This is a genomic window from Salinibacterium sp. NYA9b (assembly GCF_976973725.1).
Window position 1 is genome coordinate 258916 of record NZ_OZ333476.1, and the last position, 15960, is coordinate 274875.

Annotated in this window: 13 protein-coding genes and 2 rRNA genes; 10 read left to right on the top strand and 5 right to left on the bottom strand. The window is 60.9% G+C overall.

Going from position 1 to position 15960, the window contains the following annotated elements:
• Positions 1–42 precede the first annotated feature (42 nt).
• From ACWFSR_RS01220 to ACWFSR_RS01250, 7 genes are all read left to right on the top strand, one after another.
• Positions 43–3160: ribosomal RNA gene (locus tag ACWFSR_RS01220) — 23S ribosomal RNA — on the top strand.
• 181 nt (positions 3161–3341) lie between these two features.
• Positions 3342–3458 (top strand): 5S ribosomal RNA (gene rrf, locus ACWFSR_RS01225).
• Positions 3459–3648: 190 nt separating this feature from the next.
• The gene (locus ACWFSR_RS01230) at positions 3649–3999 is read left to right on the top strand and encodes an HPF/RaiA family ribosome-associated protein (protein WP_447522867.1); all 351 of its coding nucleotides are present in this window, start codon (positions 3649–3651) and stop codon (positions 3997–3999) included.
• A gap of 193 nt (positions 4000–4192) precedes the next feature.
• The gene (locus ACWFSR_RS01235; RefSeq protein WP_447522868.1) at positions 4193–5209 is read left to right on the top strand and encodes a proline racemase family protein; all 1017 of its coding nucleotides are present in this window, start codon (positions 4193–4195) and stop codon (positions 5207–5209) included.
• On the top strand, positions 5206–6186 hold the full coding sequence (locus tag ACWFSR_RS01240; protein WP_197108473.1) for an ornithine cyclodeaminase family protein: 981 nt from the start codon (positions 5206–5208) through the stop codon (positions 6184–6186). The genes ACWFSR_RS01235 and ACWFSR_RS01240 overlap by 4 nt, the downstream gene beginning before the upstream one ends.
• Complete coding sequence (locus ACWFSR_RS01245; RefSeq protein ID WP_447522869.1) at positions 6179–6868, top strand: GntR family transcriptional regulator; 690 nt, start codon at positions 6179–6181, stop codon at positions 6866–6868. The genes ACWFSR_RS01240 and ACWFSR_RS01245 overlap by 8 nt, the downstream gene beginning before the upstream one ends.
• A 182-nt stretch (positions 6869–7050) precedes the next feature.
• Positions 7051–7482 (top strand): hypothetical protein, encoded by a 432-nt coding sequence (locus tag ACWFSR_RS01250; RefSeq protein WP_197110545.1) that lies wholly within the window; start codon positions 7051–7053, stop codon positions 7480–7482.
• Between the two features lie 66 nt (positions 7483–7548).
• Here the strand turns inward: ACWFSR_RS01250 and ACWFSR_RS01255 are convergent, their stop codons facing one another.
• The gene (locus tag ACWFSR_RS01255) at positions 7549–9018 is read right to left on the bottom strand and encodes a sensor histidine kinase (RefSeq protein ID WP_447522870.1); all 1470 of its coding nucleotides are present in this window, start codon (positions 9016–9018) and stop codon (positions 7549–7551) included.
• Complete coding sequence (locus ACWFSR_RS01260) at positions 9015–9719, bottom strand: response regulator transcription factor (protein WP_447522871.1); 705 nt, start codon at positions 9717–9719, stop codon at positions 9015–9017. Before ACWFSR_RS01260 ends, ACWFSR_RS01255 begins: the two co-directional genes overlap by 4 nt.
• 84 nt (positions 9720–9803) lie before the next feature.
• Here ACWFSR_RS01260 and ACWFSR_RS01265 point away from each other — a divergent pair, with 84 nt between their 5' ends.
• From ACWFSR_RS01265 to ACWFSR_RS01275, 3 genes are read left to right on the top strand one after another with little or no spacing between them, the layout of a single operon-like run.
• Positions 9804–10859 (top strand): YHYH protein, encoded by a 1056-nt coding sequence (locus ACWFSR_RS01265; RefSeq protein ID WP_197110543.1) that lies wholly within the window; start codon positions 9804–9806, stop codon positions 10857–10859.
• Positions 10860–10914: 55 nt separating this feature from the next.
• Positions 10915–11994 (top strand): YHYH protein, encoded by a 1080-nt coding sequence (locus ACWFSR_RS01270; RefSeq protein WP_447522872.1) that lies wholly within the window; start codon positions 10915–10917, stop codon positions 11992–11994.
• A gap of 3 nt (positions 11995–11997) precedes the next feature.
• Positions 11998–13149 (top strand): HupE/UreJ family protein, encoded by a 1152-nt coding sequence (locus ACWFSR_RS01275; protein ID WP_447522873.1) that lies wholly within the window; start codon positions 11998–12000, stop codon positions 13147–13149.
• Here the strand turns inward: ACWFSR_RS01275 and ACWFSR_RS01280 are convergent.
• The 3 genes from ACWFSR_RS01280 to ACWFSR_RS01290 are packed head-to-tail and all read right to left on the bottom strand — an operon-like array spanning position 13146 to position 15867.
• Complete coding sequence (locus tag ACWFSR_RS01280) at positions 13146–13925, bottom strand: FAD:protein FMN transferase (protein WP_447522874.1); 780 nt, start codon at positions 13923–13925, stop codon at positions 13146–13148. The two genes, ACWFSR_RS01275 and ACWFSR_RS01280, sit on opposite strands and share 4 nt — an antisense overlap.
• Positions 13925–14455: an FMN-binding protein gene (locus ACWFSR_RS01285; protein WP_447522875.1), complete on the bottom strand. Its 531-nt coding sequence runs from the start codon at positions 14453–14455 to the stop codon at positions 13925–13927. Before ACWFSR_RS01285 ends, ACWFSR_RS01280 begins: the two co-directional genes overlap by 1 nt.
• The gene (locus ACWFSR_RS01290) at positions 14452–15867 is read right to left on the bottom strand and encodes a ferredoxin reductase family protein (protein ID WP_447522876.1); all 1416 of its coding nucleotides are present in this window, start codon (positions 15865–15867) and stop codon (positions 14452–14454) included. The genes ACWFSR_RS01285 and ACWFSR_RS01290 overlap by 4 nt, the downstream gene beginning before the upstream one ends.
• Positions 15868–15960: the final 93 nt, after the last annotated feature.

The window sequence follows — 15960 nt, forward strand, 5'->3', positions numbered from 1 at the left end:
CTCGGCACTTAGGTGTCGCGATCGATTCTTATACTCATGTGATATCAATTTTCTAAGAGCAAACGGTGGATGCCTTGGCATCTGGAGCCGAAGAAGGACGTATAAATCTGCGATAAGCCTCGGGGAGCTGATAATAGAGCTTTGATCCGAGGATTTCCGAATGGGGAAACCCCGCTGGGCGTTGCAAGACGACTCAGTGACTCCCGCCTGAATATATAGGGCGGGTAGAGGGAACGTGGGGAAGTGAAACATCTCAGTACCCACAGGAAGAGAAAACAACCGTGATTCCGTTAGTAGTGGCGAGCGAAACCGGAAGAGGCCAAACCGATCATGTGTGATAGCCGGCAGGCGTTGCATGGTCGGGGTAGTGGGACTTTTCAGCTGTTACTGCCGTACAGCAAGGATTACAAAGTGATATAGACGAATGGGATTGAAAGCCCAGCCATAGACGGTGCCAGCCCGGTAGTCGAAATGTTGCAATGGTCCGAAGAGTATCCCAAGTAGCACGGGGCCCGAGAAATCCCGTGTGAATCTGTCAGGACCACCTGATAAGCCTAAATACTTCCAGATGACCGATAGCGGACAAGTACCGTGAGGGAAAGGTGAAAAGTACCCCGGGAGGGGAGTGAAATAGTACCTGAAACCGTTTGCTTACAAACCGTTGGAGCAGCCTTAGTAGCTGTGACAGCGTGCCTTTTGAAGAATGAGCCTGCGAGTTAGTGATCAGTGGCGAGGTTAACCCGTGTGGGGCAGCCGTAGCGAAAGCGAGTCTTAATAGGGCGTTTTAGTCGCTGGTTCTAGACCCGAAGCGAAGTGATCTATCCATGGCCAGGTTGAAGCGTGTGTAAGAGCACGTGGAGGACCGAACCCACTTAGGTTGAAAACTGAGGGGATGAGCTGTGGATAGGGGTGAAAGGCCAATCAAACTTCGTGATAGCTGGTTCTCTCCGAAATGCATTTAGGTGCAGCGTTGCGTGTTTCTTGCCGGAGGTAGAGCTACTGGATAGCTGATGGGCCCTAAAAGGTTACTGACGTTAGCCAAACTCCGAATGCCGGTAAGTGAGAGCGCAGCAGTGAGACGGTGGGGGATAAGCTTCATCGTCGAGAGGGTAACAGCCCAGACTACCAACTAAGGTCCCCAAGCGTGTGCTAAGTGGGAAAGGATGTGGAGTTGCATAGACAACCAGGAGGTTGGCTTAGAAGCAGCCACCCTTGAAAGAGTGCGTAATAGCTCACTGGTCAAGTGATTCCGCGCCGACAATGTAACGGGGCTCAAGCACACCACCGAAGTTGTAGATTTCGTATTTTAGGTAAGCCTTCGTGGTTCAGCCGTACGGAGTGGTAGGAGAGCGTCGTGTGGCGAGTGAAGCGGCGGTGTAAACCAGCCGTGGACGCTACACGAGTGAGAATGCAGGCATGAGTAGCGAAAGACGGGCGAGAAACCCGTCCTCCGAATGATCAAGGGTTCCAGGGCCAGGCTAATCCGCCCTGGGTAAGTCGGGACCTAAGGCGAGGCCGACAGGCGTAGTCGATGGACAACGGGTTGATATTCCCGTACTGACGAAGAACCGCCCAAACCAATCCAGTAATGCTAAGTATCTGAATCCCCTAGACCAATCCCTTCGGGGTGAGGCGTGGGGCCTAGCGTACGACCCTATTCTGGTGCGGTTAGCGTATTAACAGGTGTGACGCAGGAAGGTAGCTGAGCCGGGCGATGGTTGTCCCGGTCTAAGAATGTAGGCCGAGAGATAGGCAAATCCGTCTCTCATTAAGGCTGAGACTCGATGGGTAGTCCTCACGGACGAAATCAGTGATCCTATGCTGCCAAGAAAAGCATCGACGCGAGGTTCAAGTTACCCGTACCCCAAACCGACTCAGGTGATCAGGTAGAGAATACTAAGGAGATCGAGAGAATCGTGGTTAAGGAACTCGGCAAAATGCCCCCGTAACTTCGGGATAAGGGGGGCCTAAGGCGTGAACGGACTTGCTCCGGGAGCGCTGCAGGGCCGCAGAGACCAGTGGGAAGCGACTGTTTACTAAAAACACAGGTCCGTGCTAAGTCGCAAGACGATGTATACGGACTGACGCCTGCCCGGTGCTGGAAGGTTAAGAGGAACGGTTAGCCGTAAGGCGAAGCTGTGAATTTAAGCCCCAGTAAACGGCGGTGGTAACTATAACCATCCTAAGGTAGCGAAATTCCTTGTCGGGTAAGTTCCGACCTGCACGAATGGCGTAACGACTTCCCAGCTGTCTCAACCGCGAACTCGGCGAAATTGCACTACGAGTAAAGATGCTCGTTACGCGCAGAAGGACGGAAAGACCCCGTGACCTTTACTATAGCTTTGTATTGGTGTTCGGTGTGGCCTGTGTAGGATAGGTGGGAGACTGTGAAGCTTGGACGCTAGTTCAGGTGGAGTCATTGTTGAAATACCACTCTGGTCATATTGGATATCTAACTTCGAACCGTAATCCGGTTCAGGGACAGTGCATGGTGGGTAGTTTAACTGGGGCGGTTGCCTCCCAAAAAGTAACGGAGGCGCCCAAAGGTTCCCTCAACCTGGTTGGTAATCAGGTGTCGAGTGTAAGTGCACAAGGGAGCTTGACTGTGAGACTGACAAGTCGAGCAGGGACGAAAGTCGGGACTAGTGATCCGGCAGTGGCTTGTGGAAGCGCTGTCGCTCAACGGATAAAAGGTACCTCGGGGATAACAGGCTGATCTTGCCCAAGAGTCCATATCGACGGCATGGTTTGGCACCTCGATGTCGGCTCGTCGCATCCTGGGGCTGGAGTAGGTCCCAAGGGTTGGGCTGTTCGCCCATTAAAGCGGTACGCGAGCTGGGTTTAGAACGTCGTGAGACAGTTCGGTCCCTATCCTCTGCGCGCGCAGGAAATTTGAGAAGATCTATCCCTAGTACGAGAGGACCGGGATGGACGAACCTCTGGTGTGTCAGTTGTTCCGCCAGGAGCACCGCTGATTAGCTACGTTCGGAATGGATAACCGCTGAAAGCATCTAAGCGGGAAGCCAGCTTCGAGATGAGATTTCCATGGCTTAGGCCGAGAGACTCGCAGCTAGACTACTGCGTTGATAGGCTGGATGTGGAAGCAGGGACTAACGACCTGTGGAGCTGACCAGTACTAATAAGTCGATAAATTGATAACACCCCACCTCACTGGGCGACCTTAGGGTCGTCGAATGGTGAATGAGAAGAATTCTCGCGTCCACTTTGTGGTTCCCGATTTACGGTCGGGAACTGCGCCCAGCACACACTGCTGAGCACCCACCTCGGTGGAATGCTCTGTGATGTGAACTGGCCCAGACTGATACATAAATCAATAGTGTTTCGGCGGCCATAGCGAGAGGGAAACGCCCGGTTACATTCCGAACCCGGAAGCTAAGACTCTCTGCGCCGATGGTACTGCAAGGGGGACCTTGTGGGAGAGTAGGACACCGCCGGACTTCAATTGTAAAATAGCCACACCCTTCGGGGTGTGGCTATTTTGCTTTAACCACCTATGGCGTCACAAAGGCAATGCCTGGGCGTACAGCTTCGCGGCGTAGCGTGAGGAGTGGATGCACTAGCGGCCCTCCCGCGAACTCCTCACTTCAGGGCACGCTCGCAGCACTCCCCAACTGCCAGGAGGCGACCATGCAGGTCATCGTCAATACCGATAACAACATCACCCTCAGCGAAGACACCATTGCGTCAATTACGGCGGAGCTCGAATCCAAGCTCGCGCACTTCAGCGCTCACCTCACGCGACTTGAAGTTCACCTGAGTGACGAGAGTGCCGGTCGCAGCACAGGCGACGACATCCGCTGCCAGCTTGAAGCCCGCCCCGAGAACCGCACCCCCGAGCTTGCCAGCGACAACGCGTCAACGGTGGATGGCGCACTCAACGGCGCCACTCGAAAGATGCAGCACGTGCTCGAGACCACCTTCGGTCGCGCTGACCAGCACAAGGGTGCCAGCTCGATGGGCGGGGTTGAACCGAGTTAATGCGTGCGCGCGAGCCTAGTGCTGCGCGCTCTGCATCTGAGTGCGCAGTGCCCAGTGCGCGGGGCGCGGCGTGCGGGGCGCGGCGCGCCGCGCGGGGCCGCTGACTTCGCATCGACAAAGTGGGTCGCCGCTGGCAGACTGAATGGCATTGCAATTGCAATGTCACTCAGAAGCGCGGGAAGGCTGGCCAATCGTGGCGGAACAGTATACGACGGTGGATTACCACACGGGCGGTGAGCCGTTCCGAATCGTTTCGTCGCTGCCGGTGAGCATTGAGGGCGCGGGAGTTCCCGAGAAGCGCGTCTTCGCGATGCAATCACCGGAGATCGAGCGCATCCGCCAGATTCTCTGCTTTGAACCCCGCGGCCACGCTGACATGTATGGCGGCTTCATCGTTGAACCGAACGACGCCGGCGCACACTTCGGCGTGCTGTTCTGGCACAAGGACGGTTTCTCAACCGCGTGCGGGCACGGCACGATTGCGCTCGGCGTCTGGGCCATCGAGAGCGGACTCGTTGCCATAGACCCGAGTGGGCTTACCGACGTTGTCATCGATGTTCCTTCGGGGCGAGTCACGGCGCGCGTGCACACCGATGGCGACACCGTCACCGGCGTCGACTTCATTAACGTTGCGAGTTACGTGCTTGCCGAACGCGTTCCCGTCGCTACTTCGCGGGGCGAGGTCGTAGTCGATGTGACTTTTGGCGGCGCAATCTACGCGCAACTGGATGCGGCATCCGTCGGGCTCACAGTTACTCCCGAGGATGCGGCAGCCGTGATCGCGATCGGGCGGGAGATCAAGTGGGCTCTCAACGATTCGGCGTGTGCCGTGCATCCGTCCGACGAGCGACTGAGCGGCATCTACGGAACTATCGTGTACGAAACGTTGCCACCGCATCCGGGCGGCGCTGTTCACCAACGCAATGCCACGATCTTTGCCGACGGCGAGCTCGATAGGTCGCCGTGCGGTTCGGGCACGTGCGCACGCCTTGCGACCCTCACGGCGAACGGCACTCTCGCTGAGGATGCAACGCTGGTGCACGACTCGATCGTGGGCTCGCAATTTACCGCGCGAGTGCTCGAGCGCGTCGAGGCGGAAGGCCACGACGCGGTGATGCCGCAGGTGACGGGGATGGCGTTCAAGACGGGCGAGCATGTCTTTACCGTCGACGCTCGCGACACCCTCACCCCAGGGTTCGTGCTGCGATGAGCGCCGCGCCCCGCTACCTCGACACCGCGGCTCTGTATGCCGCGATCAGCCCTGTCGAAGCCGTTGGTGCAATTCAGGATGCGCTGCTCGCCGGATTCGATACGGGAACCGACCATGTGCGGTCGACCGAGAAGCTGACCCAGGGCGACTTTCTCCTGATGCCCTCGGAGGTCGGGCCCTACGCCGGCATCAAGATCATCACGATCAGTCCGGAGAATCCGGCGCGGGGACTGCCGCGCATCCAAGGCCTCTACGTGTTGTTCGACAGCGAAACGTTGACGCCACAACTGCTGATGGAGGGGGCCGCGCTCTCGAACATTCGCACGCCCGCCGTCTCGTTGGCTGCCACTGAGGGGGCGCTACTGCGCAGCGCGGAGCCACTCCACGTCGTCATCTTCGGGGCCGGGCCGCAGGGAATCGATCATTTTGCAACGCTGAAAGCTGTGCTGGGCTCGAAGCGTGAGCTCGCCTCGGTCACGTTCGTGGTGCGCACTCCGCGGCCCATTGACGTCGTTGAAGCCACGGTCGTGGCGGCGGGGAGCGCCGATGCCGAAGCCGCCGTCGCCGAGGCCGGTCTCATAATCTGCGCGACGACAGCCCGCACTCCGCTCTTTGACTCCGCGGCCGTTCGAGATGACGCCGTCGTGATTGCCGTTGGCTCGCACGAACCGGATGCCCGTGAACTCGACTCCGCGCTCATGGCGCGCGCGCAAGTGATCGTCGAAGACGTGCCAACCGCACTGCGGGAAAGTGGCGACGTGATCCTCGCGACCGGGGAGGGCGTGCTTTCGGCCGACAACCTTCTTGCGATGGCCGATGTCGTGTGCGGCCGGGTCGAACTGCAGGCTGACCGTCCGGTGGTGTTCAAGAGCTCGGGGATGAGTTGGGAAGACCTCGCTGTTGCGTCCGCGATTAGTCGTGCAACGGCACCATCGAGGGTCGACGATGGCTACGGCGTTACGGGTACTGATGACTGAGCAGACGGCGGCGTCGCGACCGCCACGCGCGAGCATCCGCCAGTACGTTGCTGACACGTTGCGGGCGGCACTCATCGCGGGCGAGCTGGTGCCAGGGCAGGTCTACTCGGCCCCGGCGCTCGCGAAACAGCTCGACGTTTCGGCAACGCCAATTCGCGAGGCGATGCTCGATCTTGCCCGCGACGGGATGGTCGATGTTGTGCCCAATACGGGCTTTCGCATAACGGAGGTCACCGCGCACGACCTCGACCAGATCGCCGAAGTACGCCTGCTGCTCGAAGTGCCGATCATGGTGGAAGTGGCTGCGGCATCCGGTGCTGAGCGGGATGCACAGCTGAACGCCCTGCGACCCATCGTCGACGAGATGGTGGATGCCGCCCGCCGTAAGGACCTCACGGCGTACCTCAGTGCGGATGCGACTTTTCACACCCACTTCCTTGCCCTGCACGGCAACGAGATCCTCGTGGCGACCGTGCGGGAGCTGCGCGATCGCACTCGCCTGCACGGACTCAAGGGGGTTGCCGATGCGGGCCACCTTGTCGAAAACACGAACGAGCACTACGCGATGATCGATGCGGCGCTTGAGCACGATCGCACCGCGATGGAGCAGATCATGCGCAACCATCTCAGTCACGTGCGCACGAACTGGGCTGCTGGCGAAGCACCGCAGGGCTCGCGCTAGAGCGCACTCACGCTACCGTCGACGACGTCGCTCCGAGGTGCGCACTCCGTTGCGCCGCTGGCGCGGTCTCAGTGGCGGTGAAGCTCGAAGGGTGCACTGCTCCGGTACTGCTGACTCCATCCGGAGGTGTAGCGTGCACTAGCGTGGCTGGCCGTTGGCCGGCACCAACCAAAGGATCACACATGGATGTTGAGAACGAAGTTCTGCCCACCAGCAAGGAGCGTCTCGAGGAAATCGGGCAACCCGGTCCGGAAGGTCCCATCTTCATGGTCAACATGCTGAAGTTCAAAGATCACGCCGAGTACCCCGACGGCAGAGAAACCGAGCTCACTGGCCGCGAGGCGTACCACCTCTACGCGAAGGTGGCGGAAGAACTGATCCGGGGCATCGGCGGAGAAGTGACCTTCGACGGCGACGTAACGTTCCTGAACACCGGCGAGGTCGAAGAGCTGTGGGACGAGATCATGATCGCGCGCTATGGCCAAAGGTCCGATCTTGTGGACATGGTCCGCACGGACGAGTGGAAAGCCGCTGCGGTTCATCGCGTGGCAGGGCTGAAAGGCGAACTCAATATTGAAACCGTGGCGTCAGCTACGAGCGTTCAATCGGTGTAACCAGCATTGCTAGGAGCCGAGCCACAGTCTGAGCTCGGTCTCCGGCGCGCGGGAGGAGTCGGCCGTTCAGTCGCGAATGGTCGGCTCCTCGGCGAGGGGGAGGTGCAGCTCGAAGGTTGCACCGCCTCCCGGGGTTGGCCGCAATTGCACAGAGCCGTGATGCTGGAGTGCTATCTCCAGAGTGACGGCAAGGCCGAGACCGGCGCCGTCGTGACTGCTCCGTACGCGAGACGGATCTGAGCGATAGAAGGGCTGGAAGATTTTGTCTCGCTCGTCTTCGGCAATGCCTGGTCCGTGATCCACGACGCTGATCACAGCCTCGTTGTCAATGAGGTTCGCAACGACAGCGACGGCGGTATCAGTCGGGGTATGGCGGCACGCGTTCGCAACGAGGTTAAGCAGTGCTTGGTGGAGTTGCGCCGGATTGCCGGTGAGCGGAACGTTCACTACTGCGCCGAGATCGGTCGTGATCGTGCGCGACGGGAAAGCGACCCGTAGATCGTCGACCACGTTCTCTGCCACCGTGACCAGGTCAACATCCTCCTGCACGGCCTTAAGCGGTTTTCCCTCCCGCACCAGTTGCAACATCGAGTTGACGAGCACGTTGAGGCGGATGCTTTCGTCGCCTACGCGGGACATTGCGCGATCGAGAGCGCCCGGAGTGGAAAGCATGTCTTGCGCGTAGAGGTCGCTGTAACCCTTGAGGGCGGTTAGTGGGGTGCGAATCTCGTGCGCGACATCCGCAAGCAGACGACGCATGTCATTTCGAGCCCGCGTAGCATCGGCGGCGGACTGCTCTCGCTCGGCGAGGGCATCCCGCAGTCGGTTCACCATCCGATCGATATCGGTCGAGAGCTCCGCGATCTCGCGCGAGCCACCCGCCGGTGCAATCGGGGTATCAAGCCCGCCATCCGCGATCTGCGTAACGCTCCGAGCAACTCCGGCGAGTGGCCGTGCGATCTGCCGGGCGAGGAACCAGGCCATCGCAGCTTCGAGCACGGCGATCGTGACCCCGCCGACCACTAGCGTGCCGCGCAGGCTCGCCAACGCTGCGTTGTAGGAATCGAGCGATAACGCGGTCACGCGAACCACACCATCCGGGGTCGGCGAGATTGACACCCGATAGTTGTCGACCGTGACTGTAGTGCTCGTGGTCGTTGCCCCGAAGTACGCGAGATCCGCCGCAGCGAACGGGCTTGTGATCCCCAGATTGTCGAGAACAGTACCGTCGGGTGCGACGGTGAACTGGACCGGGAGGCTCTGGTCATCAATGTTCGGAGTGGGTGGCGCTTGCTCCGACTCCGTGGTCGGGCCGCTATCGGGCAGAGAATCGGGGCGTGGGGCAGGGGCGTCGGGGTCGGCGTCGGCGGGCGGTGGAACAGTGGTCACTTCCGCACGGGCGAGTTCGGCATCCACTTCTGCGAGCCGACGAGCGCTTTCGCTGACGTCCACAGCAAGGGCGAAGGCGAGGAAGCCTACGACGATCGTCGCGAGAACGGGCAGCAGCAGCATCCATCTCAGAGAGAGGCGTCTCACGAAGCCTCCTCACGCAACACGTAACCTATGCCGCGACGGGTATGGATCAGGGGCGGATGCCCGTCGTCGAGTTTGCGCCGCAGGTAGCCGATATATAACTCGACAACATTCTCGCTGCCGGAGAAGTCGTCTTGCCACACCTCAACGAGGATCTGGGCCTTAGAGAGCACAACGCCGCGATTGGCCACGAGGTAGTGCAAGAGCCGAAACTCTGTGGCCGAAAGATCAACGAGGGCTCCGCCGCGACGAGCCTGGTGGCCGGCTAGATCAAGAGTGAGCGAGCCAACCTGCAGCATGGTTGTAGCCGTCCTCGGGCTGGTGCGACGCAGGATCGCCGCAACGCGGAACACCAGCTCGTCGACGGTGAACGGTTTGGTCAGGTAGTCGTCGCCGCCGGTGGCGAATCCGCGGATGCGATCCTCGGGCTCCGCCAGCGCAGTGAGAAAGAGAATGGGGGTCGTCGACCCGGTGGCGCGCAGTCGGCGGCACACTTCGAGACCGTCAATGCCGGGGAGCATCACATCGAGAACGATGAGATCAGTGGGCTGGGCGAGCGCCGAGCTGAGCGCCTGATGGCCATCGGCGACGCTCGTAACCGCATGGCCCTGAAAGCTCAAAGCGGTGGTCACGACGTCACTAATCGCTTCGCTGTCTTCGGCTACGAGGATGCGATGGGCGGGTGACTGCGGTGCGTTCGACACGGCCTGAATCTAGCAAGAAAAACTGTGGCACAGTTGTGGCGAATTCCACAGCGTGACCACAGCAACCGCGCCGAGGGTGTCACTATGAACACAACTGTACGGCGCGACATCCGCCTCAAACGTCCCCCGCTGTTCGCGGGCGTGCTCGTCTTGTCAGCCCTCGCGCTGGCAGCGTGCGCTTCGGCCGACACCACCAGCTCGACCTCAACCGACGGTTCCACCACTGCCGTGTCGGCTGGACTCGACCTTGACCTGTTCGTTGATGGAGCGATCGTTGGTGACCCAGCGACCGTCGACTGCACGCTTAACGGCGGCACGGAAACGACCTGTTACGAGATCACGATCTCCGGATACCCCACCGACCACGAGATCGGCCCGTTCTGCCCTGACACGACCTCCACTTCGGCTGACGACGCCGGTATTTGGTTCGATGGAGAAGAGGTCTACGACCTCGATGGTGAGTTCATCGCGAACCTCGCGGAGACCTACGGCGACGACGGCTGGCACATGTATGACGAGGACGGCAACGTCTACGTCACCGACACCGTTGAGGCCTTCGAAGCCGCAGCGCGTCCGGATGTCGACCCCGAGTACCAGAACTACTGCATCGAGGGCAGCTATGACTTCCTCGACAACGGTGAGCCGATCGAGTCGACCGTTCTGATCCCCACCACTCCTGTTGCCGCTGACGCGTCAGCAGCATCGCAGGGCAACCAGGGCATCACTCTTGACGGTGTCGTCATCGCCGAGTCCGCTCCCGTTGACGCCATCCTCGGCGCCTACACGATCGCCTCGTTCGACGACTGCGGCGCCCACTTCAACCCGTTCGAGGGCTACCACCTGCACGGTGCGACAGGGTGCTCCGAAGTTGGCGATGCCGCCGAAGGCGAGACCCCGATCTTCGGTTACGCGATGGACGGCTTCGCCGTGCACAGCCCCTACAGCGACGAAGAGCTCGCCAACGTGGAGCTCGACGAGTGCAACGGACACACCACCGACGAACTCGGTTACCACTACCACGCGAACTCCGCTGAAAAGAACCAGGTTATTCAGTGCCTCGTCGGCGAGACGGTAGCCAGTGACGATGAAGGCGCGGGCGGCCCGCCCGCTGGTGGCGCACCCGCTGACCCTAACGAATAGCCCCAAAGGCGATTGCAACTGAACCGTTTCTGACGAAACCTTCTGGAGAATCAGTATGAAAACATCCGCCCAATTTGTGTTGGTGCCCTTGGCCTGTCTCGCGCTGCTAGTGAGCGCGTGCACAGCAGCTGACGACTCGACGGACAGCACTAGCGACGCGGTATCGTCGGCGACGGATTCTGAAGTCGCAGCGCTCTTCGCCGACGGAGCGTTGACGTCAGACGCGATCACCGTTGACTGCACCCTCTCCAACGGCAGCGAGTCAACGTGCTACCAATTTGAGGTCGCGAGTCTCTCATCAGCGGTCGATACTGAGGGCCCGTTCTGCCCCGAAACCACCACAGACGAGGGTGGAATTTGGGTCTGGGATGGGGACGAACCTGGTCTCTACGCGCTCGATGAAGACTTCTGGGCCCTCATGGAGTCGCAGGGCTTCGAGTTCGCTGACGCGGATGGCGACATCACGATCGTGGACCCTGCTGGCGGAACTCCGTCGTCATCGACGACAGAGAATTCCTGCCTGCAGGCCACACCGGATGACAGCTATCACCTGCAGGTGCTGATCCCCACGACGCCCGAGCTTCTTGACGAAGTAACGGACCTCTCGGTGATCTCGCAGATCGGCCTCGCCTTTGACGGTGTAACCATCTTCGGCGACGCTCCCTCGGTGCTCGACACCGGCGGACTCCCGGCGCTTGATGCCTGTGGTGGACACATCGACCCCTCGGGTTACTACCACTGGCACTTCGGCGCCGAGTCGATCCAGTCGATCTTGGATGCCGCAGGTGCGAACGCAACCTGTGCGATCGAGCAAGATAACGAAGCTCCCGTCGCGCTCGCCTACGACGGCTACGTGATCTATGGCTCAGAAGAGGATGGCGCAGTACCTACCGACCTCGATGAGTGCGGCGGCCACGTTTCTGACACCGAAGAGTTCGGTGAGGTGTACCACTACCACCTCAGCACCGACGCATCCAACCTGCCGCTGTGCCGAGTAGGGGCAACGGCAGAGGTAACACTCTCTAGCCCTGACGGCGACAACGTCGCGTTGCCGAACGGCACCGCTGGTGGCGGAGGCGGCGCACCCGGTGACGGTGGCCCGCCCGACGGCGAAGCTCCTGGCCAAGGAAACTAGGTAGTGCACCACAGCACCACAGCACGATCCGCACGGCACGGTGGGTTCTCGCCTCTGGCGAGGCTCACCGTGCTGGCCGGGCTTATCGTTGCAACGCTGGCCCTCGTTATGCCGACTGCGGCATACGCTCACGACGGCACAAGTGAAGCCCTCATTCTTACCGTCGATCAGGGAAGAGTTGTCGGGACGGGACTCGTCGAATTCGCCGAACTGGGCCTCGAAGACACCAGCGGCGACGGCCTGATCGATGCCACCGAACTAAGCGAACAAGAAGCCGCGGTTGCGGCGACGCTTGTAGGTACCATTCGCGAAAACGTGACCCTCACCGTCAATGGCGAGGCGCTTGAGATTATTGGGGCCGGGCTCTCGTTTCAGGGATCCAGCACCGATACCGAACTCGCGGCATCCAAATACGTTGGCGTCGCTTTCGCTTCAGCAGAATTTGAAGGCGAGCTGGATGAACTAGCCGTTACGTGGACATTCCCCTCACCGAGCAATGCGATTCTGCTTTCTGACGCGGAAGGCGCCGTTCTCGGCCACCTCAGCGAAGAGGGCGCAGTCTCGTTCACGCTGGGCGCCTGGGCGACCGCAAGCTCATTTCTCTTGCAGGGCTTCGAGCACATTCAGCTCGGCCCTGACCACCTCCTCTTTCTTGTCGTGCTCGCGTTGGGCGTAGTCGGAGTCAAGAAGGGTCGCGCCGTGTGGTGGCCCGCCATCAAACTCGTGACCGCGTTCACCGTCGGGCACGCGCTCAGTCTCTGCCTTGCCTACTTCAGCATCGTGTCGATTCCTGCGGGCATCGTCGAACCGCTCATCGCCCTCTCCATCGTTGCCGCCTCGGTTCTCGCACTCCGACGAAAAGCTGGCGAATACCGCTGGTGGATCGCAGGTGTCGTCGGTCTGGTGCACGGCCTCGGCTTTGCATCCAGCCTCTCTGAACTCGGGCTCGTCACCTCTGACCACGTCATTGCGCTCATCTGCTTCAACCTCGGAATCGACATTGCACAGACCATCGTCGTGCTGCTCGTGCTCGCCGTTGCGGCAGTGCTGACTCGACTGGTGCCCAAACGCTTCGAAATCATTCGGGTCAGCGCGAGCATTGCGATCGGGCTCATCGGACTCTATTGGACCGTCACGCGAGTGTGGCCGTTCTAAGAGGCTGAAGCTAACGCACTCACGAGCCCGGGTGTCGCCCGCAAGTCGCCCGCACGATCTACCGTGATGACGTCGACATCCCAACGATCAGCAACATCGTCGAGAGCAGCCCGGCCACCCGCCACAATGGCGGTCGCTAGAACGTCAGCGGTCACAATGTCATTCGCGACAACACTGACCTGCACGAACTCGGCAGGCTCAGAACTGCCGCCGCGCCAAATGTGATCGCCGCGTTGAGCGCTGCCCGAGGTCGCGATCGCGCGCCGCCGATGCCGCAACTCCAGCGAACACAAGAGCTGCGTGGGGGCGGCAGGGTCGGCGATCCCGGCACGCAGAAGCGGGGGCGCGAGTTGCCCGGCCGAAGAGGTGACCGCGGTGGCTGCGCCGGTGGGGGAGACGAGAATGTCGCCACCCACGTTGATGCTCCACTGCGGGCATCCGACCGACGTAAGGTATTCGCCAGCCTGCTCAATCGCTTCGGCCTTGACGATCCCGTTGAGGTCAATCGTGCCGTCGGGACGGTGTGGACTAAACAGCCCCGCCGTCTCGTTGCGCCAGGTGAGCGCGCGAGCGTAACTGGCGAGAAGCTCAGCGCTGGCGCTGGGCAAGACCAGTTGACCGGTCGCTAGCTTGCTGAGTTCTGACTCGGGGCGGTACAGGCTGAAACGCTCGTCGATCAGGGAAAAGATGCGTTCGAGCGCTGCAACTTCTGACGCCCAGTCCTGCGGCAGCTCGATGGACGCGACCGTGCCCATCGTCTGAAACGTGTGGCGCATCAGGCACCCGCCGCATCTAGAGCAGACTGCAGCGACGCCAGATACGCGTCAGCCGTGTACGTCGCGCCGCTCACATTCGCCACGTCGGCAGTCTGCGATTCGATCACTGCGGCGCGCAGAATGGGGATCGCCTCGTTGCTGATTTGAGCGGACCGTCCCGTCGCGGTTAGCTGCAAGGTCGCAACGTCGGCGATGGTCCCCGCGCTAATGGTCACGGCGACCTGCACGTCGCCGTAGCGGGTCGCAACCGTCGCGCCGGAGTAGGTGCCATCGGCTGGACCGGTCGGTTCTGCGTCTTCGGACGGCACCTCGTCGGTTGCCGTCTCGTCGGCCGCAGCATCGTCATCTGTCACGTTGGGGACGGTGTCGTCAGCGGCATCCGACTCGGATGCGTCGGTTTCGGTGCCAGTATCTGTCGACAGAACGAGAGAGGTCGCATCACCCGCGATAACCGTCGCACCGGCCTGATAACCAAGAACAAGAACACTCAGCGACGCCAAAATGCTGCCTAGAACTGCTCGGGTTCTCACCAGTCAAACCTTTCTGCGTGAACCTGATGGGGGTGGATTCCGGTGGCGCGAACATCCGCTTCGACGAGGTCGAGCCACGGCGTGGGGCCGCAGAGGTACACGTCGGAGTCGGTCAGGTCGGGGAAGGCGGTCGCGAGGGTGACGCCGCGTTCGGCATCCGCTGCAGCCATCCAGCTGGGCGTGTGTTGTGGTCGGTGGCCGATCATGGAGTAGCAGGTTGTGCCCTGCGCGGCGGCAATCGCTCGGATCTCGTCCCAGTGATAGGTCTCTTCTGTTGTACTAGCTCGCAGCAGAACGGTCGCTTCTCCGGGGGCAAGCGCAGCATTTTCGAGCAGAGCGCGCACGGGGGTCACACCGATCCCCGCGGCAATAATGGCCAGTTTCGGTGACGTGCGTGCGACGGACGAGAACAACCCATAGGGCCCCTCGATGCTTACGCGTGTGCCCATCGGCAGGGTGGCGAGTTGAGCGCTGCCCTTACCGAGAGCGCGAACGGTAATGCGCGCGGAAAGGTTGTTGGGCATCGAGGAAAGCGAAATCGGGTGGGAGTGCCACCAGGTTCGCCCCGTCCAGAAGCGCCAGATAAAGAACTGTCCGCCCGAGGTGCCCAGCGCTCGAAGCCTGCGACCAGAAAACTCGATGGTTGTCACGCCCGGGGCAATCTCAGTAACGGATGACACGCGGAGGCGGTGGCGCAGGCTCGAGACAATCGGCTTGGCGAATCGAAATGTCACGATGCCGCCGATGGCGACAATGTAGAGCGAGATCCAGTAGGCCCGTTGAAAGCTGCCTTCGGCGAGCACGCCACCGACACTGAGTTGATGCGGCAGCGCAAAGAGCACAGAGGCGTAGCTGAGGAGGTGGATGAGGTGCCAGGCCTCGTAGCTGAAGCGCTTGCGCACGGCGATCAGTGACGTTACGACGACAACAATGAGGAGCCCCAAGGCGATAAACGCGAGAGGCATATCGGGCAAGGTCAGCATCGAACCGATCTCGGCGATCGGATTGATGCCCGATGACAGCCCATAACCGGTGAGGAGCAACGCCGCGTGCGCGAGCAGCAAGTAGAGCGCTGGCTTGCCCAGCGAACGGTGGAGAGCGATGGCGCGATCGTGACCGATCGTCGCATCGATGAGAGGGATGCGGGCGGCGAGCACCAGCATCACCAGAATAAAGTCAGTGCCGATCAACCCAGCGAGGATTCCGACGCTGGTGACGATTTCGGCGATCGAAGAAAACTGGCTGAGGCCTCCGGAGGCCAGAAAGAGCGCAGCGGCCGCGGCCCCGGACGCCCATAGCGCGATCACGAGCGCGTCGGAACGACGCCCACGACGCGCGAACGTACGCCGGTAGTCGCCGCCAGCGATAGGGGATTGGGCGACGACGCGTCGGGTCGCGGCGTGGGTGGTCATGTGTATACCCTGTGGCTTCAAGCTATGGGATTGCCCGGAACCATCCACCTATTAGCTGAGCGAGATCCGGGTTGGGAAGAGCGAGGTTCGCGA

Coding starts and splice junctions, on each gene's coding strand:
- ACWFSR_RS01230 (WP_447522867.1), top strand. CDS start 3,649: ATGCAGGTCATCGTCAATACCGATAACAACATCACCCTCAGCGAAGAC.
- ACWFSR_RS01240 (WP_197108473.1), top strand. CDS start 5,206: ATGAGCGCCGCGCCCCGCTACCTCGACACCGCGGCTCTGTATGCCGCG.
- ACWFSR_RS01245 (WP_447522869.1), top strand. CDS start 6,179: ATGACTGAGCAGACGGCGGCGTCGCGACCGCCACGCGCGAGCATCCGC.
- ACWFSR_RS01250 (WP_197110545.1), top strand. CDS start 7,051: ATGGATGTTGAGAACGAAGTTCTGCCCACCAGCAAGGAGCGTCTCGAG.
- ACWFSR_RS01265 (WP_197110543.1), top strand. CDS start 9,804: ATGAACACAACTGTACGGCGCGACATCCGCCTCAAACGTCCCCCGCTG.
- ACWFSR_RS01270 (WP_447522872.1), top strand. CDS start 10,915: ATGAAAACATCCGCCCAATTTGTGTTGGTGCCCTTGGCCTGTCTCGCG.
- ACWFSR_RS01280 (WP_447522874.1), bottom strand. CDS start 13,925: ATGCGCCACACGTTTCAGACGATGGGCACGGTCGCGTCCATCGAGCTG.
- ACWFSR_RS01290 (WP_447522876.1), bottom strand. CDS start 15,867: ATGACCACCCACGCCGCGACCCGACGCGTCGTCGCCCAATCCCCTATC.